12 protein-coding genes are annotated in these 12506 nt (G+C 70.8%); 6 read left to right on the top strand and 6 right to left on the bottom strand.

Annotated elements, in window-relative coordinates:
• Nucleotides 1-13 precede the first annotated feature (13 nt).
• From NH2_RS13445 to NH2_RS13435, 3 genes are read right to left on the bottom strand one after another with little or no spacing between them, the layout of a single operon-like run.
• Nucleotides 14-388, bottom strand: coding sequence for a DUF742 domain-containing protein (locus NH2_RS13445; protein WP_067653201.1), 375 nt, complete (start codon nt 386-388; stop codon nt 14-16).
• Between the two features lie 7 nt (nt 389-395).
• On the bottom strand, nt 396-806 hold the full coding sequence (locus tag NH2_RS13440) for a roadblock/LC7 domain-containing protein (RefSeq protein ID WP_067653199.1): 411 nt from the start codon (nt 804-806) through the stop codon (nt 396-398).
• Nucleotides 803-3706 carry an ATP-binding protein gene (locus NH2_RS13435; RefSeq protein ID WP_067653196.1) on the bottom strand — a complete coding sequence of 968 codons (2904 nt, stop codon included), beginning with the start codon at nt 3704-3706 and terminating at the stop codon, nt 803-805. The genes NH2_RS13440 and NH2_RS13435 overlap by 4 nt, the downstream gene beginning before the upstream one ends.
• Nucleotides 3707-4085: 379 nt before the next feature.
• On the opposite strand from NH2_RS13435, the gene NH2_RS13430 reads away from it, so the two are divergent.
• The 6 genes from NH2_RS13430 to NH2_RS13405 all read left to right on the top strand — a co-directional run bounded on the left by NH2_RS13430 (nt 4086) and on the right by NH2_RS13405 (nt 10584).
• Nucleotides 4086-4772, top strand: a complete 687-nt coding sequence (locus NH2_RS13430) for a response regulator transcription factor (RefSeq protein WP_067653194.1) — start codon at nt 4086-4088, stop codon at nt 4770-4772.
• Between the two features lie 92 nt (nt 4773-4864).
• Nucleotides 4865-6259: a HAMP domain-containing sensor histidine kinase gene (locus NH2_RS13425; RefSeq protein WP_245650574.1), complete on the top strand. Its 1395-nt coding sequence runs from the start codon at nt 4865-4867 to the stop codon at nt 6257-6259.
• Nucleotides 6260-6289: 30 nt separating this feature from the next.
• A complete protein-coding gene (locus tag NH2_RS13420; protein ID WP_439951749.1) occupies nt 6290-7870 on the top strand; it encodes a S1C family serine protease in 1581 nt (526 codons plus the stop codon).
• The gene (locus tag NH2_RS13415) at nt 7870-8424 is read left to right on the top strand and encodes a MogA/MoaB family molybdenum cofactor biosynthesis protein (protein ID WP_067653192.1); all 555 of its coding nucleotides are present in this window, start codon (nt 7870-7872) and stop codon (nt 8422-8424) included. The genes NH2_RS13420 and NH2_RS13415 overlap by 1 nt, the downstream gene beginning before the upstream one ends.
• 744 nt (nt 8425-9168) lie before the next feature.
• Nucleotides 9169-9843, top strand: coding sequence for an MspA family porin (locus tag NH2_RS13410; protein WP_067653190.1), 675 nt, complete (start codon nt 9169-9171; stop codon nt 9841-9843).
• 63 nt (nt 9844-9906) lie between these two features.
• Entirely contained in the window at nt 9907-10584 is a 678-nt protein-coding gene (locus tag NH2_RS13405) for an MspA family porin (protein ID WP_067653188.1), read from the top strand.
• Between the two features lie 80 nt (nt 10585-10664).
• On the opposite strand, the gene NH2_RS13400 is transcribed toward NH2_RS13405, so the two are convergent.
• From NH2_RS13400 to NH2_RS13395, 3 genes are all read right to left on the bottom strand, one after another.
• Nucleotides 10665-11351, bottom strand: coding sequence for an SAF domain-containing protein (locus NH2_RS13400; RefSeq protein WP_084505513.1), 687 nt, complete (start codon nt 11349-11351; stop codon nt 10665-10667).
• Nucleotides 11352-11473: 122 nt separating this feature from the next.
• Nucleotides 11474-11803, bottom strand: a complete 330-nt coding sequence (locus NH2_RS28165) for an FmdB family zinc ribbon protein (RefSeq protein ID WP_084505512.1) — start codon at nt 11801-11803, stop codon at nt 11474-11476.
• Between the two features lie 80 nt (nt 11804-11883).
• Nucleotides 11884-12498, bottom strand: a complete 615-nt coding sequence (locus NH2_RS13395) for a 5-formyltetrahydrofolate cyclo-ligase (RefSeq protein WP_067653607.1) — start codon at nt 12496-12498, stop codon at nt 11884-11886.
• Between the last annotated feature and the right edge of the window lie 8 nt (nt 12499-12506).

The following is a 12506-nucleotide window of genomic DNA, read 5'->3' as shown; positions in this document are numbered from 1 at the left end:
GGGCCCTTGTTTCCTAAAGGGCGCGGAGTCCACGCAATGTCCTCTCCATCAGGGTACGGCGCTCGCTGAAGCTCGTCTGTTCGGTCAGTGTGATGTGCATGCGCATGGCGCCGTCCACGATGAGATCGCCGATCACCACCCGGACCATACCCAGCGGGCGGTCCAGATGTGCGGCGATCTCGGCGACGGACAACCGGTGCGTACCGAGACGCAGGATCTCGGTACGGATGTCACCGGACGGCCAGTCGAGATGCGCGTTGTGCGACAGGGTTTCGATCACCGCTTCGAGCGGCAGGTCCACCGCGGGCTCGGTCCGACCCGAGGTCAGAGCGTAGGGCCGGACGCGAGTGGGAGGTCGATACGGTCCGGAGCCGTGCGGGCTGGACATGGCAAGCTCAGACGGCAGTCCGCGCGGTCGCCGACACGACGCTGCCGACCCGGTCGACGAGCAGGGCCATCTCATACCCGATGCGGCCGATATCGTGCGATTTATTGGCGAGAACTGCCAGGTGCGAACCGTTTCCGACGCTCATCACCAGCAGGTACCCGCGCTGCATCTCGACGATCGACTGCATCACCTTGCCGCCGTCGAAGAGCTGCGCGGCGCCCGCGGAGAGGCTCGCAAGCCCGGCGGTGACGGCCGCCAGCTGCTCGGCCCGGTCCGACGGCAGGTGCGGGCTGGTGGCCTGCAGCAGGCCGTCGGCCGAGACGAGGACGGCGTGCGAGACGCCGGGGATATCCCGGGTGAACCGTGCGACCAGCCAGTTCAGGTTCTCGTCCGTGGTGCCTTTGTTGGCGTTGGTCATGCAAGCCCTCCGTCGTTGTACTGCACATTGGCCCGCCCACTGCGGACCCCGCTGAGATGCCTGGTGAGGTTGTTGCGGATCTCCTCAGGGTCGCGGTCACCCTGCTCCTCCGCCTGGGCGAGGCCGCCCGGTACCAGCTGCGCGCCCGGCCTGCGGATGGGCAGCCCGCCCGCGGTGCGCGAGGAGGTGATCGGCTTGCTCGCCTCGGCCGCCGCGGACCAGCCCGCGTCGGCCGGCGACGACCAGGAGCCGGGAGCCGCCTCCGAGGACGCCGGTTCGACCAGCCACTCGGAGACCATGCGCTGGTAGATGGGGGTCGGCGACTCCCCGGCGATGGGCTGCAGCCGGGACGAGCCGGTCTGCTCGCGGCCGTCGTCGGGCTCCTCCGCGCGCCGGACCCGCTGCTGCTCGCCGGTGTGCGCGGGCCGGTCGAAGGGCCGGTACGCCTGGGTGGCGTACTCCGGGCCGTCGTAATCCGGCACCGGGCGGCGGGCGGCGGGCTGCTCGCCGGAATCGACGGGCTCGGCCCGCTGGTCGTCGCGCGCCGAGGGCTGCGCCGCGCGATCGGACCGGTCGGTGCCGTCCAGCCGGACCGCGGCGGGCGCATGCTCGCCTGGCCTGCGCACCGGAAGCCCGGAGCGGCTGGTGAACTGGGCGGAGTCGCCGTCGTCGGCCGGGTCGTCCTTGTTCTCCGCCCACAGGTCGGTGCCGGTGGGCGGGTTGTGCGGGTCGACCGCCGGGAAGCTGCCGGTCGTCCGGGACGGCGCCTCCGCGCCGAAGGCCGGGGTGCGCGGCCGGTCGGTGCCGGAGCGGTCGGTACCGGAGTGGTCGCCGCGGCCGGGCACCGAGACGCTCGGCTGCTCCGGCGCGTCCGCCACCCGCATGGCCGGGCGGCGCTGCGGCAGCCCGTTGCTGGTGGTGCCGAAGCCGCTGCTGCCGGTCTCGCGCTGCGGCAGGCTCGGCACCGGGACCAGGTTGCGGGTCGGCGCGGAGCCGAAGCCGTCGTCCCGGCCGGAGAGCTGCTTGCCGTTCGGGTCGGTGTGGTCCAGCTGCGGCGCGACCAGCGCGCCGGGCAGGTGCACGCTCGCCGTGATGCCCGGCTGCTGCGCCATGGTCGAGGTGCGCCGCAGGCTCACCGTGATGGTGTGCCGCTTGGCCAGCCTGCCGACCACGAAGAGCCCCATCCGGCGCGCGGTCTCGACATTGACCTCGCCACCGGAGGCCAGCCGCTCGTTGGTCGCCTGCAGATCCTCGGACGCCATGCCGAGGCCGCGGTCGGTGATCTCGATCAGGTAGCCGCCGTCCACCGCGCGGGCCACCATCACCGCGACCGCGGTGGTCGGCGGCGAGTAGCGCAGCGCGTTGTCGATCAGCTCGGCCAGCAGGTGTTCGATGTCGACCGCGGGCTCGCCGGGCACGACGCCCTCGGGCACCGAGCCGATCTCCACCCGCTGGTAATCCTCCACCTGGGAGACCGCGCTCCACAGCATGTCCGAGAGCGGCACCGGGTGCAGCGCGCCGCGGCGCAGCTGGGTACCGGCCAGCACGAGCAGGTTGTCGCCGTTGCGGCGCATGCGGGTGGCGAGGTGGTCGAGGCGGAAGAGGCTCTGCAGCCGCTCGCCGTCGTCCTCGTCGTGCTCCAGCTCCTCGATCAGCGTGAGCTGCTGCTCCACCAGCGACTGGCTGCGCCGGGAGAGCGTCTCGAACATATTGCCGATCTGCACCCGGAGCCGGGCCTGCTCGGCGGCGAGCGCGAGCGCCTGCTCGTGGATCTCGTCCACCGCGCGAGCCAGCTGCCCGATCTCGTCGGTGCTGTGCACCCCGACCGGGGTGATCTGCGGGGTGGCGCCGCCCGCGCGCACCACCGCGAGCTCGTCCGGCAGCTTGACGTGCGCGACCTCCAGCGCGTCGCGCCGCAGCCTGCGCACCGGGACCACCAGCGTGCGAGCCACCGAGAGCGCGAGCGCCAGCCCCGCGAGCAGCGTGCCGAGCACGATGCTCGCCTCGCGCAGCGCGCTGGCCTGCGCGTTCACCGTCCTGGAGGCGAGCGACCCGTCGATGATCTCCATCAGCTCGTCGGTGGTGACGGCGTAGGTGTCGCTGCTGACCCGCAGCGAATCCACGACGGCCGGGTTGGCCGACGGGTCGCCGACGTTCTGGCTGAAGGCCGCGAGCCGGGTTTGCACCGCGTCCATCAGCGGCCGCAGGTTGCCCGCGTTCTCCGGCAGGATCAGCGAGTAGGTCGAGATCATCGTCATCTCGGCGCCCGCCGAGATCAGCACCTTGGCCTGCACGCCGGGGTTGCGCGCGGCATCCGGCATGCCGATCAGCAGCTGCTGCTGGGTGAGCGTGCGGCGCGCCGACTGAATCGCGCCGAGCTGCAGGAAGTAGCGCTGGATCACCAGGTCGTCGACCGAGGGCGAGCGAGCGAGCGCGTTGCCGATCCTGGCCGCGATCTCGTCGGCCTGCTCACCGACCATGGCGGGCGAGCCGTTGCGCAGGCTGTTGCGCATGGTCGACCCGGTGGCTACCGCGGAGGCCAGCTCCGCGGTCACCTTCCCGCTGACGTCGGTGGTCTGCATCGCGACCTCGAGTTCGGCGAGCGCCTGGTCGAATCGGGTCAGCGCGGCCGCGGTCGCCGGGTCCGCGATGTTCCCCCAGGAGGAGGAGGCCGCGACGGCGAGTTGCTCGGTGGCCGTGCCGTACCGGATGACCGGCCGGATGATGATCGCTTGTTCGGTCGCTGCGTGGAGTTGCTCCATGGTGCGCAACTCGTTGTTGATACGCAGAACCGCGAATACGGTCGCCAGCAGTACCGGCAGCACCAGAACGATCCCCACCTTGCGGGTGACGGACCAGTTCGACAGGCTGAATTGCCAGGATCGCGGTGCAGCTTCCATCCGCTTCCGTCGCCTCCGCTTCACGAGTGACCCCCGGCGGCGCGTGGCTGCTCGTCGGATGTGGATCAACCCGCATCACAGAACCAACGAAGGGTCTTCTTTTTACCGCGGTGAACATACCGCGCTGCGTGAGCGTGAGCAATCTGGGGTACTCAGTATGTTTTTCTCGAATATGGCGTCACAGAACGCCTTTCGGAGCTATCGGCCCGTCCGCCCGGAAGCACTTCGGCGACTTCGGATAAAAGGCGCTGGTCATCGTCGGTGACCGGACCGTGATCGTTCCGAGATGGATCCGCCGAGATCCCCCGGCGAGTCGCGCCACGGCGTGTCGGACACACCCTCTCAGTCGGCTCTCAGTCGGTGGGGCCACACTGGTCACATGCGGATTCTGGTAGTCGACGACGACCGCGCCGTTCGCGAATCGTTGCGCCGGTCGCTGACCTTCAACGGCTACACGGTGGATCTGGCGGTCGACGGGGTCGACGCGCTCGAGAAGGCGACCGCTCAGCGCCCCGATGCGCTGGTGCTGGATGTGATGATGCCACGGCTGGACGGTCTGGAGGTATGCCGCAGGCTGCGCAGTACCGGAGACGACCTTCCGATTCTGGTTTTGACGGCGCGGGATTCCGTTTCCGAACGTGTCGCGGGACTTGACGCGGGCGCCGACGACTATTTGCCGAAGCCGTTCGCGCTCGAGGAATTGCTCGCCCGGCTGCGCGCGCTCTTGCGCCGGACCGGTACCGCGCCCGGCGAGGCCTCGGAGACCCTGACGTTCGCGGATCTCTCGCTGGATCCGGTCACCAGGGAGGTCACCAGGGACACCAGGTCGATCAGCCTCACCCGCACCGAGTTCTCGCTGCTGGAGATGCTGATGGCGAACCCGCGGCGGGTGCTCACCCGCAGCCGGATCCTGGAGGAGGTCTGGGGCTACGACTTCCCGACCTCGGGCAACGCGCTCGAGGTGTACATCGGCTACCTGCGCCGCAAGACCGAGGCGGAGGGCGAGCCGCGGCTCATCCACACCGTGCGCGGCGTCGGGTACGTGCTCCGCGAGACCCCGCCGTGACCGCCATGTCGCGCAACGCGCGACGGCCGGTGATCGCCACCCTCGGCACGCGCCAGGCCGAGCCGCGCCCGTCCGAGCAGTTGCCGCCGGAGATGCGCCCGCCGACCCCGCTGACCCGCTCGGTCTCGCTGCGCTGGCGGGTTACCCTGCTCGCCGCCTCGGTGGTGGCCATCGCGGTGGCGCTCGCCTCCATCGCCGCCTACGCCATGGTGGCGCGCTCGCTCTACGCCGACGTCGACTCGCAGCTGCGTGCCCGTGCCGCCACGCTCATCGACAACAACTTCGACAGCCTCGGCTTCTACTCGATCATCCTGGCCGGGCTCTACTCCAACGATGTCGGCGTCGCGCTGATCTTCGGCGACGACAAGCAGTACGTGCCCCCGCAGCCGACCGATCCGCCGGTCGGCGCCGACGAGATGGCGGTGGCCGCCGGGGAGCGCGAGTTCTCCCTGCGCACCGTCGACAATCAGCGGGTGCTCGCGCGGCGCACCAACTCCGGGGCCACGCTGGTGGTCTCGCAGCGGCTGGAGCCGACCAGGGAGGTGCTGGACCGGCTCGCCTGGCTCATGTTCGTGGTCGGCGGCTGCGGCGTGGTGCTCGCCGCCGCGGCGGGCACCGCGGTCGGCCGCACCGGGCTGCGCCCGATCGCCCGGCTCACCGCCGCCACCGAGCGGATCGCCCGCACCGACGACCTGACGCCGATCCAGGTCACCGGCGACGACGAACTGGCCAGGCTCACCGAGAGCTTCAACACCATGCTGCGCGCGCTCACCGAGTCGCGGGACCGGCAGCGCAGGCTGGTCGCCGACGCCGGGCACGAGCTGCGCACCCCGCTCACCTCGCTGCGCACCAATATGGAGCTGCTCATCGCCTCCAGCAGGCCGGGTGCGCCCCGGCTGCCCGAGGAGGACATGGCCGAGCTGCGCGCCGACGTCATGGGGCAGATCGAGGAGCTCTCCACCCTCGTCGGCGACCTGGTCGACCTGGCCCGCGAGGACGCGCCGGAGACCGTTTACGACCGCGTCGATCTCGGCGAGGTCGCCGAGCGGGCGCTGGAGCGCGCCCGGCGCAGGCGCGGCGCCATCGAATTCGTCGCCGAGTTGCGGCCGTGGTTCGTCTACGGCCACGAGGCCGGGCTGGAGCGTGCCGTGCTCAATGTGCTCGACAATGCCGCCAAGTGGAGCCCGGGCGGGGCCCGGGTCCTGGTCACCATGCGCGAGGTGAGCCGCGGCCTGCTCGAACTCGCCGTCGACGACGCCGGTCCAGGCATTCCGCCCGCCGAGCGGGAGCTGGTCTTCGAGCGCTTCTACCGGACCACCGTCTCCCGCTCCATGCCCGGCTCCGGGCTCGGCCTCGCCATCGTCAAGCAGGTGGTGACCAAGCACGGCGGCACCATCACCGTCGACGCCTCCGAGCGCGGCGGGGCGCTCATCCGCATCGTGCTCCCCGGCGAGGGAGGCAGGCCCGAGCAGCTCTCGGAAAACTGATAGCGCCGTCTCAGTCCGTTCTCAGTCGTGATGAGCAGGCTGGGGGGTACTACGAGCAGGACCCACAGCCGAGCATCGAGGATCGCCGTGACCGAGGAAAACCAGCGCCGCGCGGGTGAGCAGCCCGCGGGGGCCCCGCACCCCAGCCAGCAGCCGACCGGGCCGGGGTCGCCGTGGGCGCCGGGGCCGTACGGGCCGCAGGGTGGGTACAACCCGCCCGGGGCGGGTGGGTTCGGTGCCGGGTCCGGTGGGTTCGAGCCGGGGGCCGGGGCTCCGGGGACCGGCTCTTTCGGCGCGCAAGGCAGTGGTGGACCGGATAACCCCACCAGCGCCTTCGGCGCGAACCAGGGCTTCGGCCCAGCCGCGCACGACGCGCAGGGCCGGCACGAGTCCGGCCCGAGCCCGGCCCCCTACGGTTCCGGCTACACCCAGCCGGGCGGCCCGGTGCCGCCGGGCACCATCCCACCCGCCTACGGCGGCGGCCCCTCCGGCCCCGGCCCGGCCAAGCGCCCCCGCCGCACCGCGCTGGTCGCGGGCGCCCTTGCCCTCGCCCTGGTGAGCGGCGGCATCGGCGGCGTCGTCGGCGCCGTCGCCGTCGACCGCGACGCCACCTCGACGGTCGCCAACGCCCTCGACGCCCCGAAGCCGAACGTGAACACGGTCTCGAACGCCCCCGCAGGCTCCATCCAGGCGGTGGCCCAGAAGGTGCTGCCCAGCGTCGTCATGATCAAGGTGGCGAGCAACCGCGCCGAGGGTGAGGGCTCCGGCGTGGTGCTCTCCTCGGATGGCCTGATCCTTACCAACAACCACGTCGCCACCGGCGGCGGCACCGGCGCCAGGATGGAGGTCGTCTTCAGCGACGGCTCCACCGCCCCGGCCACCATCGTCGGCGCCGACCCGGTCTCCGACCTCGCGGTCATCAAGGCCGACGGCAAGACCGGCCTCACCCCGATCGAGCTCGGCAGCTCGGCCGAACTCCAGGTCGGCCAGCCGGTGATCGCCATCGGCTCCCCGCTCGGCCTCGCGGGCACCGTCACCACCGGCATCGTCTCCTCGCTCAACCGCCCGGTCTCGACCAGCGGCTCCGGCACCGCCCCCGGCGTCAACCCGGTGATCGACGCGGTGCAGACCGACGCCGCGATCAACCCGGGCAACTCCGGCGGCGCGCTGGTGGACGGCGAGGGCAAGCTCATCGGCATCAATACCGCCATCGCCACCCTCGGCGGCGAGACCGGCGGCCAGCAGAGCGGCTCGATCGGGCTCGGCTTCGCCATTCCGGTGGACCAGGCCCGGCGAGTCGCCGACCAGCTGATCAAGACCGGCCGGGCCACCTACGCCCAGATCGGCATCAGGCTGCGCCCGCAGGACACCAGGGCACAGGTGCTCGAAGCGACCCAGGACGGACCCGCCGCCAAGGCGGGGATTCCGGCCGGAGCGGTCGTCATCAAGGTCGACGATCGGGTCATCGATTCCGGTGACGCGCTGATCGCCGCGGTCCGTTCCCACCAACCAGGAGACAAGGTGACGGTGACCTACACCGACGAACAGGGCAACAATCCGAGGGCCGTCCAGGTGACGCTGGACGCCGCACCGGCGGAGGCGGGCCGTTGATGCGCGTGCTGCCCGGGGGATCGGTCGGGCTGTCGCCGCTGGGCGCTACGGTGAGCGACATGGAAATCGATGCTCCTGTGGCGGGGCGGGCACTGGTGGTTGTGGTCGACGATCGGACGGCGCACGGCGCCGAGGACTCGATCGGCCCGCTGGTCACCGAACTGCTCACCGAGGCGGGGTTCCTCGTCGACGCCTCGGTCTCGGTGCAGGCCGACGAGGTGGAGATCCGCAATGCGCTGAACACCGCGGTCATCGGCGGCGTCGACCTGGTGATCTCGGTCGGCGGCACCGGCATGTCGCCGCGCGACGTCACCCCCGAGGCCACCTCGCAGGTGCTCGACCGGGAGCTGCCCGGCATCAGCGAGGCGCTGCGCTCCTCCGGCCGAGTGGCGGGCTCGCTCGACGCCGTGCTCTCCCGCGGCCTGGCCGGCGTCTCCGGCAGCACCCTCGTGGTCAACCTGGCCGGGTCGCGCGCCGCCGTGCGCGACGGCATGGCCACGCTCAGCCCGCTCGCCAGCCGGGTGGTCGACGAACTCTCCGGATTGGCCGAGTAATTCCCGCCGGCGACGCCACCGACGTCCCCCGCCCGCGCCGGGCGGGGGACGCGGCGCGGCTCGCTCGCATCTTCGGCGACGCGCTGCCGGAGACCACCCGCGACGAACGCGGCGACGACGACGAACGCCGAGACGACTCCGGCGATAGCTGGCTGCGCTCCCAGGTGCCTCCACACCACGGTTGAGCCCCCCTTCCCGCTTCTGGTAACTCCGCCTTGACATATCCCCCGGGTGCCGCCGCGCCCCGAGCGGCCGCTCGCGCCTGCCGCGTACCCTTCCGGCCGGAATTTCGGGGCCCGTCAAGTGAATGGCGCGCCGCAGCGTTGCTGGCGCTTTCCGCACTTCATCGATGCCATTGGGCACGAGTGATTTGCATTACTACTGCCAGTGACGCCCCCGGCTGTCTCCCGCGTTCGCGCACGTCAAACGCGAGGCTCAGCCGGTGCGATATGACATGCGTCACAGTGATCTTTACGAAAACTAGCCGTGCGGTTGGGTTTCTACCCGTTTACTCTCCCACCAGGGATCCGTCTGTTTCGGGAGTCGTTCACCGCAGATACGCCTGCGCTTCGGCACCTCGTCACGGGCGTTTCCCCTGTTCCGATCACCTGGACCGGGGCGTTGCGCCGAAATAACAGTCGGTTACATGACGGCAACAAAGGGGCGACAAACTGAGCTGGGCCTGAGAGGACCACGTGCAGTCTCGATGGTCGAGCTGCCTGTTCGAACCTGATGAGGGGAAGTATGAGCGAGAACCGCATCAACGGTCTGCGCCGCGGTGCCCGCGTAGCGGGCGTCGGCGCTGCCGCGGCCGTTGCCATGGGCCTGCTTTCGACCGGCGCCGCCAACGCCGACACCTTCGTGCCGTTGCCGGACGGCCAGAAGCTGGGCCCGGGCGTCACCCTGACCCGTACCGCCGAGACCGCGATCGTGTCGCCGTCGATGGCGGCCAACGGCGCCGGCCGCGTGGTCTGGGTGTCGGGCACCACCACCGCGGATGTCACCGTTACCCCCGAGGGTGAGGTGGGCCCGTTCAACGGCCCCGCCAACGAGCCGGGCAGCAACAACTCCTCGACGCACGGCGCGTCGCAGGTGAACACCGGCTACATCGTCGGCTGCCAGGTCTCCATCGCGGACGACGCCATCGGGCTCGGGCTCTCCGGCGGCATCACGCTGACCGACGGTGCCATCGGTGGCTCGGTCGGGCTCAACCTCGGCCCCGGCGAGGTCAAGTTCGTGCAGATCGAAGCGAAGGACATCCTGAAGCCGGGCGTGTACTCGGTCGAGTACCAGGATGTGGAGATCGAGATCCAGGGCTGCGCCGGCTACGCGCAGGCCCGCGCCTACAGCGTCGTCGAGATCATCGGCGACAACTACTCGAAGACCAGCCTGTACGGCCTGCCGTTCAGCATCGGCTGACCTCGACCTCTTCCCGAACTTTCTTCTCGCTGACGCGAATACGACCCTCGAGGGGTAACACACATGATCAACCGTAAGAACTTGGCGCGGGTGGCGGGCGTAGGCGCCGCCGCCACGGTCGCCATGGGCCTGTTCTCCACCGGCGCCGCCAACGCCGACACCTTCGTCGCCCTGCCGGGCGGCACCATCACCAAGACGCTCTCGGACGGGACCGAGGTGACGGTGAGCCTGGTCGGCGAGTCGGCCACCATCAGCCCGTCGCTGGGCTCGACCCCGGTGCACCGCAACGCGTGGGTCTCCGCGTCCGCGCAGGTGAGCATTGCCGGTGGCGAGGACGTCGGCGGCAAGATCTACCCGGGCTACGTCGTCGGCTGCCAGGTCAACATCGCCGGCGGCGGTGTCGAGGGCGGTATCGAAGGCGGTCTCGACTGGAGCGATGGCGAGAACGTGACCGGCAGTGTCGGCGGGACCGGCGGCGGCAACCTGTCGCTCGGCCCGGGGCAGGCCGCGTCCTTCTACGTCCTCGACATCGAGAAGCCGGACGACTACGGCGACGAGGACCACGCGACCAACAACACCTTCGAGGGCAACACCGGCTCGGTGACCTGGTCCGACTCCACCATCGGGCTGAGCGGCTGCGCCGGCTACGCCCAGGCCCGCGCCTTCGTGCGGGTCAAGGTGGAGACCGAGAACGTGATGTCCGTCGTCACCCTGTGGGGCCAGCCCTTCAGCATCGGCTGACCGCACTCCGATCCTCGTGATCATCGGCGGGTCCGTCGCTCCGGCGACGGGCCCGCCTTCGCGTCTCACACACGAGGCGCTCAATGGAACACCACCGTGAGCGCGCTGCTCAGCGAAGCCGCGGCTACCGCGGTGGCGTGGCCGGTGTCCATGGCCACCAGCACCACCCGCTCCGCGCCCCTGTTCTCCCCGGCGGCCGATACCAATACCACGGCCGCGTCGGTGGCGAGAGTGCGCGGCGGACGGTCGGATTCGCGTCCGGCGCCCTCGCTAGCGGCGCCGATCACATCCACCCGATCACCCGCGCGCAGGATGTCGGCGACGGCGGTGTCGGCCAGCCGGAGCGGCACGATCCTGGCATCCGGGGAGCCGGTCGCCACCCCGGCCAGCCGGGAATTCACGGTGCGCACATCGGTGAAGACCTCGCCCGCCCGCATGGCCCCGGTGAGGGTGGCGCCGAGCAACTCGGCGGAATCGCGCACCGCGCCCTCCGGCAGCGTGCCGGACGGATGCGCGGTAATGCGCAGATCGGTGTCGGTCAGCAGGCTGCCCGGTGCCAGGTCGCGGCTCGCGACCAGGATCTCGGTGCGGGCGGCACCCGGGTCACCCCGGAGGAAGAGCGCACCGGCCAGCAGCGCAAGCAAACCGGCGAGCAAACGCCGGGCCAGGATGCCGTCGAGCCAGGGCGGACGGTTGCGGAACGCCTCCAGCGCCCGGCTCTCGGAGCCGAGGGCGGAGCGGCGGAGTGCGGATTCGGTGCGAGGCATGACCGAAGCCTAGGAGCGGTGCACCGGCCGGGAACCGGCTCCAGCCGCCCCCTGTGGATAGCGGTGAAGCTGTGGACAACTCGGTTCGACCGGCGCCTCGGGCACCGGCCGGACGCCTAGTGTCAGCTCGCGACAGCGGTACTCGTGCTCGACGAACCAGAGGAGGAAGCCGATGCCGGAGCGGAAGCCGCGGGAGCGGTACCGGTGTTCGACGACGAATCGGAGCCGGACGAACTCGAGTCCGACTTCGCGGGGTCACTCGCCGTGCTGGAGCCGCCGCGGCTGTCCGTGCGGTAGAAGCCGCTGCCCTTGAAGACGATGCCGACGGAGTTGAAGAGCTTGCGCAGCTTGCCCGTGCACTCGGGGCATTCGGTCAGCGTGTCGTCGCTGAAGGACTGGACGATGTCGAACCGATTGTCACACTGGGTGCACGCGTACGAGTAAGTAGGCATCGAGATCCTCCGGGACTGTGTCGATCTAGCACTCTACCGCCGACAGTGCCAACGTTGCCAATCGGATCTCCATTCCCGGGTCAGGATGGGCCCTCAGCGGCGCCGAGCGGTATCGAACCGGCGCTTGGCGTCAAGGCCCATCCCACCCGGCGATCGTGTGGCTCCTCGGGCAGCACGGGCACGAGTTCCTCGTCCCGGACCACCGCTATGAGGCGCGCGGCAGGCGCGGCCAGTTCGAGCGAGCGGTCGTAGTAGCCCGCGCCGCGGCCGAGCCGCACGCCGCGGCGGTCGACGGCGAGGGCGGGGACGAGAATCACATCGGCCCGGCCGAGCGTCGCGGGCGGCAGTACATGGCCGTCCGGCTCGCGCAGCCCGAAGCGGCGGCGCACCAGGTGCTCCGCGCCGGTGTAGACGGCCCAGCTCAGCGGGCCCAGCTCGCCGGTGACGGGCAGCAGCACGGTGGCACCGGCCCCGGTCAGCGCGTCGAGCATGCGCAGATCGCCCGGCTCGCCGCGCACCGGGACATACGCCGCCACGGTGGCGGCGCCCGCACCGACCGGCCCGGACAGAACTGTGGCTATCGTCTCGGCGAGCGCCTGCGCCTCGGCATCGTGGTCGGCGGTGGAGAGCTGGTTCCGGCGGGTCAGGATGTCATTGCGCCATGCATGTTTTCCGCGCTCACCGGGCATCTCCATGGAGGTCA

Origin of the sequence: Nocardia harenae NBRC 108248 (assembly GCF_001612885.1) — a bacterium.
Lineage (GTDB): Bacteria > Actinomycetota > Actinomycetes > Mycobacteriales > Mycobacteriaceae > Nocardia > Nocardia harenae.
The sequence above is the reverse complement of the archived record's forward strand: the minus strand, read 5'-3'. Positions and strand labels throughout refer to the sequence as shown.